Consider the following 17,736-nt stretch of genomic DNA (forward strand, 5'->3'; position numbering starts at 1 on the left):
AAATTAACAGAGTTTTGCCATGTCCCGCACCGCACCGCGCGCCAGCACCGGCCGCCGAATCCAGATGCGCACCTCCGGCGTGCACGGCAAGGGTGTTTTTGCCGTGCAGGAGATTGCCGAGGGCGAAGTGCTGATCGAGTACACCGGCCAGATCATTGGCTGGCAGGAGGCGCAAGACCGCCACCCGCACGATCCGCTGCAGCCGAACCACACGTTTTACTTTCATGTCGATGAAGACCGCGTGATTGATGCCCACTTTGGCGGAAATTCTTCGCGCTGGATCAACCACAGCTGCGCGCCCAACTGCTTTGCCGACGAGCAGGATGGGCGTATTTTTATCACGGCGCTGCGCAACATTGCGGCGGGTGAAGAGCTGAATTACGACTATGGCCTGATGCTTGATGAGCGCTACACCAAGAAGCTCAAGGCCGAATACCCGTGCTGGTGCGGCGCTGCCACTTGCCGCGGCACCTTGCTGGCGCCCAAGCGTGGCCCGGCAGCGCCCAAACCGCTGAAAAAACCCGCACCACTGGGTACCCGTCCATGAACCAACCCATCCGCTGGCCGGCCGAGGCGATCTGGGAGGCGGTGGCACCGTTGCTGCCGGGCTTCACCGTGGAGGTGCTGCCTTGTATCGACTCGACCAACAGCGAACTGATGCGCCGTGCCCGTGCCGGGCGCTGCGAGCCGATTTTGTTGGTAGCCGCGCAGCAGACTGCCGGGCGCGGGCGCCTGGGCCGGGTCTGGCACAGCGGTGTGGCGGTGGTTGCTGCCGATACCGCGCCGCCTTCGCTCACCTTTTCCCTGGGCTTGCCGCTGGCGCCGGCCGATTGGTCGGGCCTGTCGCTGGCCGTCGGTGTCAGCGTGGCCGAAAGCCTGCAGCCGGTGCTGCCGAGTGCCACCAGTGGGGGGCGCGCCCTGCCGCGCATCGGGCTGAAGTGGCCGAATGATTTGTGGCTGGGCGGCACTGGGGGCGACCGCAAACTGGGCGGCATTCTAGTCGAGACGGCCAGCTTTGTCGCCCCGCAGCAGCCCGGCCTGGGCGCTGCCCCCGCTGCAGCAGCGCGCTACGTCGTGGTGGGAATCGGGCTGAACGTGCAGGCGTGCGCTGCTACTGGTCTGTCGATGCCACCGGGCAGTTTGCAAGAGATCGATGCGGACTTGGATGCTCCCACCGCGTTGGGGCGCATCGTGGCGCCACTGGTCGCCATGCTGCAGTCGTTTGAAGCCTATGGTTTTGAGCCGATGCAGCCGCGCTTTGCCGTGCGCGATGTGTTGCAAGACCGGCAGGTGAACCTGAGCGATGGCAGCAGCGGCACGGCGCATGGCGTCGGTCGCGATGGCGCCTTGCAGGTATTGACGGCGCAGGGCATGCAGTCTGTCACCAGTTCTGAGGTTAGCGTGCGCCCGGCCAGCGCCGCCGCGCTGCCGCCGCACTGAGCCGCACCGCCCATGCTGCGTCTTTTTGCCATTTTTTTACTGCTGGCCAATGTCAGCTATTACGTTTGGTCGGACGGCTGGCTGCGTTCTTGGGGGCTGGCGCCGACGCAAGAGTCCGAGCCACAGCACGCGGCGCAGCAGATCAGCCCGGAGGCGCTGCGCATCCTGCCCCGCCCAGATGCCGCCCCGGAGGCCGCAGCTGCCGATCCCGACACGCCGCCGGCGCGACCTGTGCCCCCCGAACCAGCCCCGGCTGCCGCTGCCCCCCTCAGCGCGGCGCCGCCTGCACCCGTGCAAGCTGTGGTATTGCAGCGCACCGTGACACTGCCACCCGTGGCGGCCTCCAGTGGCGAATGCCTGCAGGCCGGCCCTTTTGACCCGGCGCAGGCCCAAGTCTGGCGCCAAGCTGCCAGCGCGCTGCCCCAGGGCAGTTGGCGCTTGGAGAGCAGCCCCGTGCCGGGGCGCTGGATGATTTACATGGGCCGCTTTGCCGATGCCGACGTGCTGGCCAAAAAGCGCGTCGAACTGCGCATTCGCAAGGTGTCCTTTGACCGGATCAACAACCCGGAGCTGGAGCCGGGCCTGGCGCTGGGGCGGTTTTCTTCCGAAGAGGCGGCCCAGCGCGGGTTGGTCAACCTGAGTAACCGCGGCGTACGCACCGCGCGCGTGCTGCTGGAGCGTCCCGCATCCGAGACCTTTACGCTGCGCCTGCCGCTGGTCGATGCTGCACTGCAGGCGCGACTCAGCCGCCTGCATTCGGCGCTGGCAGGCAACCCGCTGCGCTCGTGTTTTAGCCCTAAATAGGCCTCAAACGCTTATTGGATATGCGGTGTCGGCTATTTATTCGATAGTGGGATCGGCCGATCGGCGCTGCCGCCACGCCGGCAGATGCCTTACAAATCCACCGGCCGTGCGGGCAGGCGCAGCGTGAAACAGGCCCCGGGTGGAGTTTGGCCGGGGTGGGCGTCTTCGACGGTCAGCTCGGCACCGTGCTGGCGGGCGATTTCTTGCACGATCGGCAGGCCCAGGCCCGAGCCATCGGCGCCGCTGCCCAAGGCGCGGTAGAACGGCTGAAAAATCAGCTCACGCTCGGCTTCGGGCACGCCGGGGCCGGAGTCTTCGACCTGGACCACCAGCATCCGGCCAAACGGATCGGCCAGCACGCGCGCCGTGATGACGCCGGGTTTGTCCAAGCTGGACGGCGTGTAGTTCATGGCGTTGTCCAGCAGGTTGCGCACCAACTCTTTCAGCAGCGTCGAATTGCCGTCCACCCAGACCCCCGGATCGCCGGGTTGGGCGCCGTCATAGCCCAGGTCGATGTGTTTTTCCAGTGCGCGTGGCACCGAGTCGCGCACCACCTCGATGGTCAGGCGCGCCATGTCGCAGGCGACAAACGCCTTGAGCGTGCTGCTGCTTTCGGCGCGTGCCAGTGCCAGCAACTGGTTCACGGTGTGCGTGGCGCGGATGCTGGCGTGACCAATCTGTTGCAGCGAGCGCTTGAGTTCTTCATTGCTGGTGCCTTCGCGCTGCGCCAGGTCGGCCTGCATGCGCAGGCCGGCCAGCGGAGTTTTGAGCTGGTGGGCGGCGTCGGTCAGAAAGCGTTTTTGTGTCGCCAGCGAATCGCTCAAGCGCGTCAGCAAGTCGTTCACCGAGGCCACCAGCGGCGCTACTTCCAGCGGTACGGTGCGGTGGTCGAGCGGGCTCAGGTCGTCTGAATTGCGTGCGCGGATGCGTTCTTCCAGCTGGTTCAGCGGCTTGATGCCGCGCGCCAGCGCCAGCCACACCAGCAGCACCGCCAGCGGCAGGATGACAAATTGCGGCAGCATCACGCCTTTGATGATTTCGGTCGCCAGCACGCTGCGTTTTTCGCGCGTTTCGGCGACCTGCACCAATGCTTGGCGCGCTTCACGGCCCGGCAGGCGCACCCAGATATAGGCCATGCGGATGTCGATGCCGCGCAGTTCGGCGTCGCGCAGCAGCACTTCCCCAGGGACGTGGACTTCGTCTTCGGGCGGCAGCGGTAGCGCGCGTTCGCCCGAGAGCAGCTCGCCGACCGGCCCGGTCACTTGGTAATAGACCATGTCTGAGTCGTCGGCGCGCAGGATTTCGCTGGCGGGCTGGGGCAGATTGAACTGCGCCTTACCCTTGTGCACCGTGATCAGCTGCGCCAGCGCATGCGCGTTGTATTCAAGCGCACGGTCAAACGGTTTGTTGGCAATGCCCTGCGCCACCAGCCAGGTCAGCGCCAGGCTGATCGGCCACAGCAGCAGCAACGGCGTCAGCATCCAGTCGAGGATTTCGCCGAACAGGGAGCGCTGCTCGCGCTGGAAAAGCTTCAAGGTGACCGCCTTTTAGTCTGGGATTTTTTCCAGGCAGTAACCCAGGCCGCGCACGGTGGCGATGCGGATCGGGTCTTTTTCAATCTTCTTGCGCAGACGGTGGATATAGACCTCGATGGCGTTGTTACTCACTTCTTCGCCCCATTCGCACAGGCGCTCGACCAGCTGGTCTTTGCTGACCAGACGGCCGGCGCGCTGCAGCAGCACTTCCAGCAGGCCCAGCTCGCGCGCCGACAGTTCAACCATCTTGCCGTCGATGGTAGCGACGCGCCCGGCCTGGTCATACACCAGCGGGCCGTGCTTGATGGTGGCGCTGGTGGTGCCCATGCCGCGGCGCGTCAGGGCGCGCACGCGTGCTTCGAGTTCCTGCAGCGAGAACGGCTTGGCCATGTAGTCGTCGGCACCAAAGTCCAGACCTTTGACGCGCTCTTCGACGCTGTCGGCGGCGGTGAGAATCAGCACCGGCAGAGCGGAACCACGGCTGCGCAGCTTTTTCAGCACTTCCAGGCCGTGCATTTTGGGCAGGCCCAAGTCGAGGATGAGCAGATCAAATTCGTTGTTGGTCAGCAGCGCCGCATCGGCTTCGCTGCCACTGGACACATGATCGACCACGGCACCCGAACTGCGCAGTGTGCGCAGCAGGCCATCGGCCAACACCTGGTCGTCTTCGGCAATAAGAATGCGCATGGGAGAAATCTTTCCTGTGGGGCTCTTGGAGGCCTAGGGCGGCATGGCGCCGCGCTGTCAGGCCTGATTTTAGGCGCCTGCCCCGTCAGAAGGCCGCTGCGCTGGCATAGGCCTCCAGCCCGATGGCCACCACCACGGCCACTTCATCCCCCACTTCAGCGCGAAATTCTGCTTCGGCCTGCGCTAGTGCCTCGCGAAACGCCTGCAGCCAGGCCAAGCCGGTGGGCGTGAAACAGACGCGGCGGGCGCGTGCGTCCCGCGGGTCGGGTTGGCGGGTGACCAACCCCCAGGCGCTGCACTGATCGACCAGATGGGCCATGGCCTGCTTGCTCATGCCGGCGCGGTGTGCCAAGTCGGTCAGGCGGTCACCGCCCAGGGACAAATGGCGCGTGATGTGGACGTGCGCGGCGCTGATCTGGTCGCGTGCGGCCAGGTTGGACAGCGCCAGCGGCACCTCGACATTGCGCGCCATCAGCTGCAGCACGCGGGCGTCAAAACGGCGCAGTGCGTCCCCCATCAGCCGGCCCAGGTGCGTCTGGCGCCAGCCGTCGTCCGGCGGATGCAGCGCGGCAGAAGGAGCGATTTCCGTCATGGTATATGGTCAAGTAAACTGACTAAAAAATAGACTTTTAATTTTCATAACCGTCTTAAACTACTGTTCAAGCATCCAGTTCGACATGGTTTGCAGGCCCGATGATATTTTTATCCTGTTGATTTTCAAGGAGATTTCCATGAACGCACCTATTAGCCGCAGTATGCCCGCCGACGGCGAAAAAGCCAAAGCCCTGGCCGCTGCCCTAGCGCAAATCGAGAAGCAGTTTGGCAAGGGAACCATCATGCGCCTGGGGGAAGGTGAAGTGATCGAAGACATCCAGGTCGTCTCCACCGGCTCGCTGGGGCTGGACGTCGCGCTGGGCGTGGGCGGTCTGCCGCGGGGCCGCGTGATCGAGGTTTATGGTCCCGAGTCTTCGGGCAAGACCACGCTGTCACTGCAAGTCATTGCCGAAATGCAAAAGCAGGGCGGCCAGTGCGCTTTTGTCGATGCCGAGCACGCGCTGGACATCCAGTACGCGCAAAAATTGGGCATCAACCTGCAAGACCTGCTGATCAGCCAGCCCGACACCGGCGAGCAGGCGCTGGAAATTGTGGACAGTCTGGTGCGCTCGGGTGCGGTGGATCTGATCGTTATCGACTCGGTCGCGGCGCTCACGCCCAAGGCCGAAATTGAAGGCGATATGGGTGATAGCTTGCCCGGCTTGCAGGCCCGCCTGATGAGCCAGGCACTGCGCAAGCTCACCGGCACCATCAAGAAGACCAATTGCATGGTGATCTTCATCAACCAGATCCGCATGAAGATTGGCGTCATGTTTGGCTCGCCCGAAACAACTACCGGCGGCAATGCGCTCAAGTTCTACGCCTCGGTGCGCCTCGATATTCGCCGCATCGGCTCGATCAAGCGCGGCGATGAGGTGATCGGCAACGAAACCCGCGTCAAGGTGGTTAAAAACAAGGTGTCGCCACCGTTCAAGACTGCCGAGTTCGATATCCTGTTTGGCGAAGGCATTTCGCGTGAGGGTGAAATCATCGACATGGCCGTGGTGGCGCGTCTGGTGGAAAAGTCCGGTGCCTGGTATGCGTACAACGGCGAGAAAATTGGCCAGGGACGCGACAACGCACGCGAATTTTTGCGCGAAAACCCGGCGCTGGCGCACGAGATTGAAAACAAGGTGCGCGACAGCCTGGGCATTGCTGCGCTGCCCGCCGCGCTGGTGGCTGCTGCACCGGCCGCCGCAGTGGTGCCCACAGACGACGCCGATGGCGTGGTGGCTGCGCCTGCAGCCCGCGCCCGTAAATCAGAGCAAAAAGTGGACTAGATGCTTGATGGGTAAGCGCTGATAGCTATCTTATTGATAGTATTGGCGCTTGCTGCAGTCTTTGATCCCATGGCCACCACACCCATTTCCCTGAAAGGCCGTGCGCTGCGTTACTTGGCGGGGCGCGAGCATTCGCGCGCCGAGCTGGTGCGCAAGCTGGCGCCGCACGCAGAAGAGCCCGGCCAGATCGAGCGTGTGCTCGATGACTTGCAGGCCAAGGGCTTTATCAGCGAGGAGCGGGTCGTGGCTTCCGTGCTGAATCGGCGTGCCGCCAGCCTGGGCGGTGCGCGCTTGCGCCAAGAGCTGCAAGCCAAAGGGTTGGAGCCAGAATTGGTGCGCCATGCCGTGGCGCAGCTGAAAGACAGTGAACTGGAGCGCGCCCAAGCGGTATGGCACAAGCGCTTTGGCGCTGCACCGGAAGACACCAAACAGTGGGCGCGCCAAGTGCGCTTTCTGCTGGCGCGCGGCTTTGCTGGCGAGGTGGTGCGGCGCGTGGTGCCGGACGCACCCCGCTGAACCTACCGCTGCTGGGCACATTTTCTTTACCGGCTGGCGCGGAGCCCGTTCAGCGTTCATCACCCAACAGCTTGCCGTTGACCGTAGTACCGTACAGCGAATAGGGCGCGTTGTGGAATTGCGCCCGTGTCGTAGCTACGTCCTGCGTGAAGCGCGGGTCCTGCGGCCGCTCCTGGCTGTTGATGTAGGTGGAGACATCCCAGGCGTCCTGCAGGCTGAGCGAGCCACCCCGACCCAGCGGCATGTTGGCCTGGATGAAGGCCGCTGCCTTGTCCACCTCGTGCATGCCTGCGCCCCAGTTGTACGAGCGCGCGCCCCACAGCGGCGGAAACACCTGCACATTGCCGCTGCGCTGCCCCTGGCCATCGGCACCATGGCACAGCGCGCACTGCGCAACAAACACCGTCTGGCCTCGAGCGAAGTCCGGCACCTTCGCTGGTGCTGGCGCCTTGCCGTAGCCGGCGCCCGGCAGCTTCTTGCCGACCGGTGCACCCTGCGCCATCCAGTAGGCATAGGCCTCCAGCGCCACCAGCACCTCGTCACCCGGATCGGGGGCTTTGCCGTTCATGCTGTAGGTGAAGCAGCCACGCAGGCGCTCGGAAAAAGTATCGACGTGCTTGGTCTTGGAGCGGTAGGCCGGGTACAGCGGATAGGCGCCCCACAGTGGCGCCGATTGCGCCTTGCGCCCGGCGTCCAGGTGGCAATTGGAGCAGTTGAGGCTGTTGCCGACAAAACCGGGTGCATGGGTGGCTGTCTGCAGGAAGATCTGCTCGCCGCGCCGAATCACTGCGCCCATCGGAGTGTCCGGAATCTGCCGCGCATCCGGGGGTACAAAACCGGCTACGGTGATGGCGCTTGGCTGGCCATTGGCGCTGCCATGGGCAAAGCTGGCATCGGCTGAGGTCGGCGTGGGCGTGACAAGGATGCTGTCATCTTCTGCTGCCGCCTGTGGCGTGGTCAGCGCTGCGCTGACAGCGAGGCTGTTTTTGTTGGCTGCGGCGCTGGGCCCTTGGAGGGTTGTGGCTGAACCGGTGGCTGGCGCTGGGTAAGGGGTGTGTAGTACCCGGCTGACCAGCATGTTGTAGCCCACCACCACCAGCAGACACAGCAGCACAGCAGCTATTGCAATGCCCATCAGACCGCGTGTTTCACGCTGGCTGTGGGTCGAAGGGCGATGGGCGGTGCCGCTGTCGGGCGATGGAGGCAGGGGGGCGTGGTGCGTGGTCATGGCTTGCCTTGCGAGGTGGCGTGCACAGCGCTGGGGGAAGGGGCTACAGCTGCTGCGGGGGCTGGCCCTTGCGGCGCCAGACTGGCCGCGCCGGCGACCGGTTGCTCCTGCAGGCGCAGGTAATAAGCAGCGATGGCCGTGAGGTCCTGCGGCGTCAGTTTTTGTGCCACCGTGACCATCAGCTGCAGCGGGCCGGGTGGGCGTTTGCCGCTTTGCCAGGCCGTTACCTGGGCCTGCATGTAGGCGGCGCTCAGACCGGCAATCGCTGGAAAATGTTCTCCCACCCCGCGTCCATCCGGGCCATGGCACTGCGCGCACGCCGGAATGCCGTCGGCCCAACGGCCGCGCTGTACCAGCCAGGCGCCGGCATCTGCCGGGTTGGCGGCCGGCACGGTGACGGCATGTTGCACGGAGGGCTGCCCGGCATAAAACGCCACCACATCGGCGCGTTGCTGGGCGTTCAGGCCCTTGGCAATCGGTCCCATGATGGCCTGGGCGCGGCTGCCGTCGGCAAACGCCTGCAATTGGGCCAGCAGATAGGCGGTGCCATTACCGGCCAGGGGCGGGAAGGCGGCGCTGCCCTCCCCCCGTGGACCATGGCAGGTGGCGCAGGCCGCCACCGCAGGCGGCAGGCCGTTGTTTGCAATGCCTTGCCCGACCTTGCCGTTGGCTGTGAGGGCGGGTGCTGCGGGGGCCGGGCCGGCAGGCACGGCAGGGGCCGCCGTCTGCGCCCCTGCTGCTGCACACAGCAGCAGGCTGGCAGTGCATCCGACCGAGACACGGCCGGCAGAGGCCAGCGCACGCCGCCAGGAAGAAAGAGAAGAGGTCATGCCAAACCACCGCAGGAGAGAAACATGCTGTCGATGCTAGGCAGCCATGCGCCCGGTGTGTGTCGGACGAAGCGCCGCCTGCGCGCGGCTCGGCAGGCCCCAGGCGCCCTACAGCCCCAGCATCAGTTGCAGGTTTTGTACCGCCGCGCCGCTGGCGCCCTTGCCCAGGTTGTCCAGACGCGCCACCAGTACCGCTTGGCGATAGGTCTCGTTGCCGAAGACGCGCAGCTCCAGCTGGTTGGTACCGGCCAGGGTGTCGGCGGCGAGTTTGCCGTCGTCCGTGGCGGGCAAGACTTTCACCCATTGCTCAGGCGTATTGGTCTGGGCGTAGTGCGCGGCCAGAGCGTTGTGCAGATCGGCGGCGGTGGGCGCGCCGGGCAGCAAGTCCAGGTGCAGCGGTAATTGCACCAACATGCCCTGGGCAAAATTGGCCACCGCAGGAATGAAGATCGGCCGGCGCGTCAGGCCGGTGTAGTGCAGGATTTCAGGGATGTGTTTGTGCGCCAGGCCCAGGGCATAGGCCTCGTAAGGCGGCGCGTTGCCGGCTTCATAGGCTTCCATCATCGGCCGGCCGCCGCCGCTGTAGCCGCTGACCGAGGGCAGGGACAGCGCAAAGTCTTTCGGCACTAATCCGGCATCGACCAGCGGGCGCAGCAGGGCAATCGCGCCGGTGGCGTAGCAGCCCGGGTTGGAGACTCGGCTGGATTGGCGTACGGCGTCTGCTTGACCGGCACACAGTTCCGGAAAACCAAATACCCAGCCCGGCGCGGTGCGGTGCGCGGTGCTGGCGTCGATGATCTTGATGCTGCGGCCGGTGGCTTGCTCCATCTCGTCCACCATGGCCACGCTGTCGCGCGCGGCGTCGTCGTGTAGGCACAACACCACCAGATCGACGCCAGCGATCAGCGCACGCTTGGCGGCCGGGTCTTTGCGCTGCTCGGGCGCAATGCTGACCAGTTGCACTTGCGCCATGGCTTGCAGGCGTTCGCGAATTTGCAGGCCAGTGGTGCCGGCTTCGCCATCAATAAAAATTTTGAACATGGGTTACTCCAGCACGGGGGCCTGTCAACGGGCAGATCGTGTAAGTTTTTCACAAGGTGCGATACGTCGCCGCATGATACATTCTGCGGCTGCCATGTCCCATGCCCGCCGCCAGACATTCCAACCATGGTAGCCGGGTGAAATCCAGTTCCTGAGAGAGCCCTCATGAAGATTCACGAATACCAAGCCAAGGAAATCTTGCGCAATTTTGGTGTGCCCGTTCCACGTGGCATTCCCGCTTTCACCGTTCAAGAGGCTGTGGAAGCAGCCCAGAAATTGGGCGGCCCTGTCTGGGTTGTCAAAGCCCAGATCCACGCTGGTGGACGTGGCAAGGGTGGTGGCGTCAAAGTCGCCAAGACCATTGAGGACGTCAAGCGCATTGCGAGCGAAATTTTGGGCATGCAGCTCAAAACCCACCAGACCGGCCCCGAAGGCCAGAAGGTGCGCCGCCTGTACATCGAAGACGGTGCCGACATCCAGAAGGAATACTACGTTTCGCTGGTGACCGATCGTGCTACGCAAAAGGTGGCGTTCATCGCTTCCAGCGAAGGCGGTATGGACATCGAGGAAGTGGCCCATTCCACGCCTGAAAAAATCATCACCGAATTCATCGACCCGCTGACTGGCCTGAGCGCCGAGCAAGCCACCAAGATTGCCAATGGCATCGGTCTGCCAGCGGAGTCCACCGCGCAAGCCATCGACATTTTCCAGAAGCTCTACCAGTGCTACATGGATACCGACGCGTCGTTGGTCGAAATCAACCCGCTGAATCGCAACAGCAAAAATGAACTGATGGCACTGGACGCCAAGTTCAACTTTGACCCGAACGCGCTGTTCCGCCATGCCGATATCGTGACCTACCGCGATCTGGACGAAGAAGACCCGGCCGAAGTGGAAGCCTCCAAGTTCGACCTGGCCTACATCAGCCTGGACGGCAACATTGGCTGCTTGGTCAACGGTGCTGGCTTGGCCATGGCCACCATGGACACCATCAAGCTGTTTGGCGGCGAGCCAGCCAACTTCTTGGACGTCGGCGGCGGTGCAACCGCTGAGAAGGTCACCGAAGCCTTCAAGATCATGCTGGCCAACCCCAAGGTCGAAGGCATTTTGGTCAACATCTTTGGCGGCATCATGAAGTGCGACACCATTGCTTCCGGCGTGATTGCCGCCTGCAAGGCCGTCAACCTGTCAGTGCCACTGGTGGTGCGCATGAAGGGTACCAACGACGAGCTGGGCAAGAAGCTGCTGGCAGAGTCGGGTCTGCCCATCATCTCTGCCGACACCATGGCCGAAGCGGCCACCCAGATCGTTGCGGCGGTGTCCAAGTAATTTTGCGGGACAGACCGCAGGCCGCGCAGCGGACCCGCTCTGTCACCCACTGAATAGGTAACTTTCATGTCGATCTACATCAATAAAGACACCAAGGTCATCACCCAGGGCATCACGGGCAAGACCGGCCAGTTCCATACGGAAAAGTGCCAGGAATACGCGAACGGCAAGAACTGCTTCGTCGCCGGCGTGAACCCGAAGAAGGCCGGCGAGTCGATCTTCAACATCCCCATTTACGCTTCGGTCAAAGAAGCTGCGCACCAAACCGGCGCTACTGTGTCGGTGATCTATGTGCCACCGGCTGGCGCTGCGGCTGCCATCTGGGAAGCGGTTGAAGCCGACCTAGACATGGCGATCTGCATCACCGAAGGCATCCCCGTCCGTGACATGCTGGAAGTGCGTAACAAAATGCGCGCCAAAGAAGCTGCTGGCGGCAAGCGCACGCTGCTGCTGGGCCCAAACTGCCCCGGCATCATCACGCCTGACGAAATCAAGATCGGCATCATGCCCGGTCACATCCACCGCAAGGGCCGCATTGGCGTGGTTTCGCGCTCCGGCACGTTGACCTACGAAGCCGTGGCGATGCTGACCGAAGTCGGTCTGGGCCAGTCCACTGCTGTGGGCATTGGTGGCGACCCGATCAACGGTTTGAAGCACATCGATGTGATGCGTGCCTTCAACGACGATCCAGATACCGACGCCGTCATCATGATTGGTGAAATCGGTGGTCCGGATGAAGCGGAAGCTGCTCTGTGGTGCAAGGCCAACATGAAGAAGCCTATCGTTGGCTTTATCGCTGGCGTCACGGCTCCTGCCGGCAAGCGCATGGGCCACGCTGGTGCGCTGATCTCTGGCGGTGCCGACACGGCCGATGCCAAGCTGGCCATCATGGAAGAGTCCGGCTTCATCATCACGCGCAACCCGTCTGAGCTGGGTCACCTGCTCAAGGCGCAGCTGAAGTAAAAACAGCGCCTGCGTATCCCATCAGCGTCTGCGGCCTCGGTTGCAGGCGCTTTTTTTATGGACGAGATAAGCCAGCAGAGTGTTTTCTGCGCGTAGCCCGCCCGGCGCAGCGCAGCGCATGAGAGTTTTCCCCCGGTGGTCGGCCCGATTTTCCCCGTAAAATCAATTACAACCGGTTACCAGACATACACTCAGTGGCAAAGACAACAGGCGGACAGGAGCCTGCGCAGTGGCGCAGACAGGGGCAGGCGCTGTGGGCGGTCCTGGCTTTGGCGAGCCTGATCGGCCTGTACTTGACCACGCCTGTCTTTCTGCCCCTGGAGCGGCGCGTCTACGATGCAGCTGTCACCACTGCCGCTCTGCGGCCGCTGCCCGAAATTGCCGTCATTGCCATCGATGACGCCAGTCTGGCCCATCTGGGCCCCTGGCCTTGGTCTTACCAGCTGCACGCCCAATTGCTAGACCAATTGACTGCTGCGGGCCCCAAAACCATTGTCTATACCAGCGTCTTTCAACCGCCACAAACCGACCCTGTCGTGCGTGCCCGCCTACTGCCACTGGGGTCGACCGCCGTGTCAGGGTCTGGCTCCGCAGCGTTGTTGCCCGTAGCCGGCGCGCGCGATCGCGCGACCGATTCTGTGGCGGCATGGTCAGTCGAGGCGCCACCTGCGCCTGAGCCGCTTGCCGATCCCGACGCGCGTCTGACCAGCAGCCTGCAGCGCGCTGGCAATGTGCTGCTGGCGGCTGATTACGTTGTCAGCTCGGCGGCCACGAGCGACGCCGCCATCCCGCCCACGCGTCCCGCGCAGATACTTCACAAAAGTGCGCTGCCCGATCTGGGGGCGGAGATTCTCCCTGCGGTGCCCACTCACAAACCACTGGACGAATTTGACCAGGCTGGCGTCGGTGTCGGCCACTTGGTCTTGCTGGCCGATACCGACGGCACCGTACGCAGCCTGCCCTTGCTGCTGCGCCATGAGAGCGCTGGCGTGCCTTCGCTGGCGTTGTTGGCGGCGGCCCACAGCCTGCACCTGGGGGTAGATGATGTGCAGCGCGTGGCCGGCCCGGCCCTGCGTGTCGGTGCACTCACCGTGTCCACCGACGCCGCTGCGGTATTGCGGCCCCATTTCTATGCCTCCCGCCCCAACCAGCCAGCGTTTGTGCAGCATTCTTTTCACGATGTTCTGGGCGGGCGGGTGGATTCGCGCATTTACCACGACAAAGTGGTGCTGATCGGCGTCACGGCCGCCGTCCTGCAAACGCCTGTGGTTGTGCCCGGTGGGCAGCAGTGGGCGCCCGTGCAGGTGCTGGCGCACAGCCTCTCCAGTTTGCGCCAGGGCCATGGCTACACCTTGCCCGCTTGGGCCTCGAAGAGCCTGTGGCTGGCCTTGCTGCTGGTGGCGGTGTATGTCGTTTTCGGGCTACCCTGGTTGCTTGGTATGACCGGTGCAGTGGTCACGCTGGCCCTGTTGGGCGTTTTGCTGGGGGTGCAAGCATGGTGGCTGACGCGTGCCCATGTATGGCAACCGTTGGTGTTGCCCATGCTGGCTCTGCTGGTCGGGCAGATACTGCATTTTTTGTATGGTTTGCGGCCAACCCCCCACACCCGTGCACGCGCAGGCGATGGTCCTGGTCCTAGGGCGACCCATGCCGCGTTTGCGCCGACCGTTCCCGCACCCCTGTCCCACGCCGCCGAGCCACGGCTTGACTGGCCCCTCAACCCCGCGCAGACCCTCGTCTATGATGCAGTCCGCGACGTCAACGAGCATTCCCATATGGCCGACTTCCCAGAAACGGTGATGGACACTGCCGCCCTGTCGGTTCCCGTCGCCCCTTCCGCCCCGGACACTCCCATGGCATTGAGCACTACGCCATGAAATACGAATTTTTTGCCCGCACCGACTGCGGTCGTGTGCGCTCCAACAACGAAGATGCCATCAGCGTTGATGCCGAGGCCAACGTCGCTGTGCTCGCTGACGGCATGGGCGGCTACAGCGCTGGTGAAGTGGCTGCCGACATGGCTACCACTTTCATTCGGACCGAAATGGGTCGCTGGATGGCGCAGGCAGCGACGCCGTTGTCCAGCCACGATATCCGCCGTGCCCTGGAAATTTGCATTGATAACGCCAACCAAGCCATTTATGGTGCGGCCCTCTCCAACCCAGAGTACGCTGGCATGGGTACCACCCTGGTGGTGGGTGTGTTGAATGGTGAGCGACTCCTGCTCGGGCATGTCGGTGATTCACGCTGCTACCGCTTGCGCGCTGGCGTGCTCAAGCAGATCACACGCGACCACTCTTGGCTGCAAGAGCAGCTGGACGCCGGTTTGCTCACGCCGCAGCAGGCGGCCGTTTCCTCCAGCCGCAACTTGGTCACGCGCGCGCTCGGCGTGGAGCCTACCGTTCTGGTGGAGATCAACGAGTTCAAGATGGAATCGAACGATTTGCTGCTTATGTGCTCTGACGGTTTGAGTGAAATGCTCGACCAAGATGAAATTGCCGCCCTGGTTTCCACCGATGAGACGCTGGAAGAAAAAACCACCCGACTCATTGCCGCGGCTAATGCCAATGGCGGGCGCGACAACATCAGCGTATTGCTGGTGCAGGCGGGGCAGGCGCAGCGCAAATCTGGTTTCATCTCGCGCTGGCTGCGCGCCGCTTAATGCTGATCCCTCACCATGCACCACAAAATCAGGAGTTGGCCATGGCCAAAATGATCGTTTCAATTGACGGCGTCGTCATCAAGGAAGCTGAACTTACCCAGGAGCGCACCACCCTGGGGCGCCGGCCTTACAACGATATCGTCATCGACAACCTGGCCGTTAGCGGCGAGCACGCCGCCGTGCGTCTGGACCCTGCCAGTGGCACCGTCGAGGTGGAAGACCTCCGCAGTACCAACGGCACCTACGTCAACGGCAAAGCCATCCAGCGCCAGGCCCTGCGCAACGGCGACACCATTGAAATTGGCAAATACAAGGTGCGCTTCCTGAGCGAGGAGGAAGGCCAGAGTTTTGAAAAAACCATGCTCTTTAAGTCGGGTACGGCGCTGCCGCCGATCCCTCCCCGGCCCACTGCGACCGTGGCGGGTACACCGGTGTCGGTTGCTGCGCCGGTCAGGCCGGCCACCGCTGTGCCTGCGCCAGCGGCTGCACCCATGGCCGCCATTCGCGTGCTCTCCGGCGTGGCCGCCGGGCGCGAGGTGCTACTCACCAAAGTGGTTACCACTATCGGCAAACCTGGCTTGGCTGTGGCAGCCATCACCCGGCGCCACCACGGTTTCGTGCTGGCCCACGTCGAAGGCCCGGAAATGCCGATGCTCAACGGCATCGCCATTGGTTTGGACCCGGTACCGTTGAAAAACGGCGACCACCTGGAGCTCGCCGGCACGGCAATGCAATTCGTCCAGGGTTGATTTTGCTTCTTTAATGAGAGCTAGAAGCGCTTTGCCGATAAAGGTTGCAGCCTGTTTGAGATGATTTTCACGAAAAACACGTTTGCAAAGCGCGGCCGGGCTGTGAAGGGTGTTATTTCAGCCAGCCGCGCTTTCTGAAGTACCACATCGGGCCCAGCGCGCTGGCCAGCATCAGCGCCAGCACATACGGGTAGCCCATCGACCACTCCAGCTCGGGCATGAACTTGAAGTTCATGCCGTAGATGCTGGCAATCAAGGTCGGTGGCAGCAGCGCCACGCTGGCCACCGAGAAAATCTTGATGATTTTGTTTTGGTTGATGTTGATGAAACCCACCGTGGCGTCCATCAAAAAGTTGATTTTGTCGAACAAGAAGGCGGTGTGGCTGTCGAGCGATTCGATGTCGCGCAGAATTTGCCGTGCTTCTTCAAACTGCTCGGCGTTGAGCATTTTGCTGCGCATCATGAAGCTGACCGCACGGCGCGTGTCCATGACGTTGCGTCGAATGCGGCCATTCAAGTCTTCTTGGCGCGCAATCGCGCCCAGTACCTCGCCCGCGCGCTCGTCGGTCACGTTGCCGGACAGCACCTGGGTGCTGACTTTCTCCAGATCGTCGTAAATGCCTTCGAGCGTATCGGCGGAATACTCGGCGTCGGCGTCGAACAGTTTCAGCAACACCTCGCGCGCATCCTCGATCAGCCCCGGCGCGCGGCGGGCACGCAGGCGCAGCAGGCGAAACACCGGCACGTCCTCGTCGTGGATGGAGAACAGCACGCCCTTGCTGCGCAGGTCGGGGTTGGTCAGGTTCAGGATGAAAGCCACGCGCACCGAGCGCGGCTGGTCGTGGTCGTCGATGAGAAAGTCGCTGCGAATATGCAGTTCGCCGTTGTCTTCTTCGTAAAAACGGGCGGACTCTTCGATGTCCTCGTCCATTGCATCTTCGGGGATGGAGAGGCCGTAATACTGCTTGATCCAGCGCTTTTCGTCGATCGTTGGTGATTCGAGATCAACCCAGATCGGCTGGAATTTGGACAGCTCTTCCAGCGACTCGATTTCTTCTTGAAAGAGTCGCCCATTGGCAAGCGTGAAGATGTTGAGCATGGCTCACTCCCTGAATGGAACGGTCGGTAGCGGAGGGGATGAAGTGGCGCGCTTTCAACCCCCCGCAACCGGCCTAGGAGCTGAAAGCTACCGACTGGGGTAGGTTTCCATGGCTTTTCTCAGCAAAAACGTGAACCGTGAATTATCGCATTCGTATGTGACAAAACGCGTGCAGCTCGCTCAGCGGGTGCCTGGATGGGGGGTGTCAGGAGGTGCCAGCGCCAGTGCGCGGGCGCGGCACAGGTCGTCCCAGGCGCCGGCTTTGGCGCCGGGAGCGCGCAGCAGGTAGGCTGCGTCGTAGGTCGCCACGGCAGGCACACCGCAGGCGTTGTGCGCTTGGCTGCGCAATTGGCCCAGAGGCTCGCTGCGCCCGAGCACGGCGCGTGCCGCCGGGCGGCCCATCAGCAGCACGACGGCGGGTTGTATGTCGGCGATGGCCTGTGCCAGGGTCTGGGTGCACGACATGGTGGTGGGTGGGTGTGTGGCATCTGCCGCCAGGGGCGTCAGCCAGCAGAGGAACACCCGTGGCTGCTGGTGCAGGCGCAGAGCGCGCAGCATGTTATCGAGCAAGCGCCCGGCATCACCGGCCAGCGGATCGGCGCCGGCCACGCCTTCGGCCACCAGCAACCAGCAGGGACCGGCTTCGGTCGACATGCCGGGTGCGTTGGCCGCCGGGTAAACGGGTTGGGGCGCTTGCAGCCTCCAGGCCAACGGTGTGCCGGGCACGGTAGCCATGGGCGCGGTGGCGGTGGAGGCCGGCGGAGGTGTGGGTGGTGCGGTGCGCGCGGCTGTGGGTGCATTTTTGGGCTGGCCGTGCTGCGCGAGGGCTCCTGCGGCCTTGGGAAGAGGAGGGGGGTGCGGGCTAGTGGCACGGGCGTGCGCTGCGCTAGGCACCGGCGCGGGCCGGGGTGACCAGACCTGTATGCCCATTTCCTGCAGCATGGCGCGTTGGCGGGTGTCAAGGTGCAAGCTCATAGGG

Annotated in this window: 18 protein-coding genes; 10 read left to right on the plus strand and 8 right to left on the minus strand. The window is 63.3% G+C overall.

What is annotated here, in order from left to right:
• Positions 1-19 precede the first annotated feature (19 nt).
• From Q390_RS18550 to Q390_RS0113415, 3 genes are read left to right on the plus strand one after another with little or no spacing between them, the layout of a single operon-like run.
• Positions 20-547 (plus strand): SET domain-containing protein, encoded by a 528-nt coding sequence (locus Q390_RS18550; protein WP_051603251.1) that lies wholly within the window; start codon positions 20-22, stop codon positions 545-547.
• A complete protein-coding gene (locus tag Q390_RS0113410) occupies positions 544-1,440 on the plus strand; it encodes a biotin--[acetyl-CoA-carboxylase] ligase (protein WP_027996520.1) in 897 nt (298 codons plus the stop codon). Before Q390_RS18550 ends, Q390_RS0113410 begins: the two co-directional genes overlap by 4 nt.
• A 12-nt stretch (positions 1,441-1,452) precedes the next feature.
• Positions 1,453-2,244, plus strand: coding sequence for a hypothetical protein (locus Q390_RS0113415; RefSeq protein WP_027996521.1), 792 nt, complete (start codon positions 1,453-1,455; stop codon positions 2,242-2,244).
• Between the two features lie 89 nt (positions 2,245-2,333).
• Here the strand turns inward: Q390_RS0113415 and Q390_RS0113420 are convergent, their stop codons facing one another.
• The 3 genes from Q390_RS0113420 to Q390_RS0113430 all read right to left on the minus strand — a co-directional run bounded on the left by Q390_RS0113420 (position 2,334) and on the right by Q390_RS0113430 (position 5,058).
• Positions 2,334-3,779, minus strand: coding sequence for a sensor histidine kinase (locus Q390_RS0113420; protein ID WP_027996522.1), 1,446 nt, complete (start codon positions 3,777-3,779; stop codon positions 2,334-2,336).
• Positions 3,780-3,791: 12 nt separating this feature from the next.
• The gene (locus Q390_RS0113425; protein WP_027996523.1) at positions 3,792-4,466 is read right to left on the minus strand and encodes a response regulator; all 675 of its coding nucleotides are present in this window, start codon (positions 4,464-4,466) and stop codon (positions 3,792-3,794) included.
• A gap of 85 nt (positions 4,467-4,551) precedes the next feature.
• Positions 4,552-5,058, minus strand: a complete 507-nt coding sequence (locus Q390_RS0113430; RefSeq protein ID WP_027996524.1) for a MarR family winged helix-turn-helix transcriptional regulator — start codon at positions 5,056-5,058, stop codon at positions 4,552-4,554.
• Positions 5,059-5,197: 139 nt separating this feature from the next.
• Between Q390_RS0113430 and recA the strand changes: the two genes are divergently transcribed.
• Positions 5,198-6,340: a recombinase RecA gene (recA, locus tag Q390_RS18555; protein ID WP_051603261.1), complete on the plus strand. Its 1,143-nt coding sequence runs from the start codon at positions 5,198-5,200 to the stop codon at positions 6,338-6,340.
• Positions 6,341-6,409: 69 nt separating this feature from the next.
• Positions 6,410-6,856 carry a recombination regulator RecX gene (gene recX / locus Q390_RS0113440; RefSeq protein WP_027996525.1) on the plus strand — a complete coding sequence of 149 codons (447 nt, stop codon included), beginning with the start codon at positions 6,410-6,412 and terminating at the stop codon, positions 6,854-6,856.
• A 49-nt stretch (positions 6,857-6,905) separates the two neighbouring features.
• Here recX and Q390_RS18560 read toward each other — a convergent pair whose 3' ends face one another.
• From Q390_RS18560 to argC, 3 genes are all read right to left on the minus strand, one after another.
• The gene (locus Q390_RS18560; RefSeq protein ID WP_245606923.1) at positions 6,906-8,084 is read right to left on the minus strand and encodes a c-type cytochrome; all 1,179 of its coding nucleotides are present in this window, start codon (positions 8,082-8,084) and stop codon (positions 6,906-6,908) included.
• Positions 8,081-8,914 (minus strand): c-type cytochrome, encoded by an 834-nt coding sequence (locus Q390_RS0113450; protein ID WP_051603252.1) that lies wholly within the window; start codon positions 8,912-8,914, stop codon positions 8,081-8,083. The genes Q390_RS18560 and Q390_RS0113450 overlap by 4 nt, the downstream gene beginning before the upstream one ends.
• Before the next feature lie 108 nt (positions 8,915-9,022).
• Complete coding sequence (gene argC, locus Q390_RS0113455) at positions 9,023-9,955, minus strand: N-acetyl-gamma-glutamyl-phosphate reductase (protein WP_027996527.1); 933 nt, start codon at positions 9,953-9,955, stop codon at positions 9,023-9,025.
• 165 nt (positions 9,956-10,120) lie between these two features.
• Here argC and sucC point away from each other — a divergent pair, with 165 nt between their 5' ends.
• The 5 genes from sucC (at position 10,121) to Q390_RS0113480 (ending at position 15,658) form a co-directional block, all read left to right on the plus strand.
• On the plus strand, positions 10,121-11,284 hold the full coding sequence (gene sucC, locus Q390_RS0113460; protein ID WP_027996528.1) for an ADP-forming succinate--CoA ligase subunit beta: 1,164 nt from the start codon (positions 10,121-10,123) through the stop codon (positions 11,282-11,284).
• 66 nt (positions 11,285-11,350) lie between these two features.
• The gene (gene sucD, locus Q390_RS0113465) at positions 11,351-12,247 is read left to right on the plus strand and encodes a succinate--CoA ligase subunit alpha (protein ID WP_027996529.1); all 897 of its coding nucleotides are present in this window, start codon (positions 11,351-11,353) and stop codon (positions 12,245-12,247) included.
• 194 nt (positions 12,248-12,441) lie between these two features.
• On the plus strand, positions 12,442-14,124 hold the full coding sequence (locus tag Q390_RS18565) for a CHASE2 domain-containing protein (protein WP_342666100.1): 1,683 nt from the start codon (positions 12,442-12,444) through the stop codon (positions 14,122-14,124).
• A complete protein-coding gene (locus Q390_RS0113475; protein ID WP_027996530.1) occupies positions 14,121-14,909 on the plus strand; it encodes a Stp1/IreP family PP2C-type Ser/Thr phosphatase in 789 nt (262 codons plus the stop codon). The genes Q390_RS18565 and Q390_RS0113475 overlap by 4 nt, the downstream gene beginning before the upstream one ends.
• Before the next feature lie 41 nt (positions 14,910-14,950).
• Positions 14,951-15,658: an FHA domain-containing protein gene (locus tag Q390_RS0113480; RefSeq protein WP_027996531.1), complete on the plus strand. Its 708-nt coding sequence runs from the start codon at positions 14,951-14,953 to the stop codon at positions 15,656-15,658.
• A 112-nt stretch (positions 15,659-15,770) separates the two neighbouring features.
• On the opposite strand, the gene corA is transcribed toward Q390_RS0113480, so the two are convergent.
• Positions 15,771-16,757, minus strand: a complete 987-nt coding sequence (corA, locus tag Q390_RS0113485) for a magnesium/cobalt transporter CorA (RefSeq protein ID WP_027996532.1) — start codon at positions 16,755-16,757, stop codon at positions 15,771-15,773.
• A gap of 180 nt (positions 16,758-16,937) precedes the next feature.
• Complete coding sequence (locus tag Q390_RS0113490) at positions 16,938-17,732, minus strand: uracil-DNA glycosylase family protein (protein ID WP_027996533.1); 795 nt, start codon at positions 17,730-17,732, stop codon at positions 16,938-16,940.
• Positions 17,733-17,736: the final 4 nt, after the last annotated feature.

Source organism: Simplicispira psychrophila DSM 11588 (assembly GCF_000688255.1).
In the GTDB taxonomy this organism is placed as follows: Bacteria; Pseudomonadota; Gammaproteobacteria; order Burkholderiales; family Burkholderiaceae_C; genus Simplicispira; species Simplicispira psychrophila.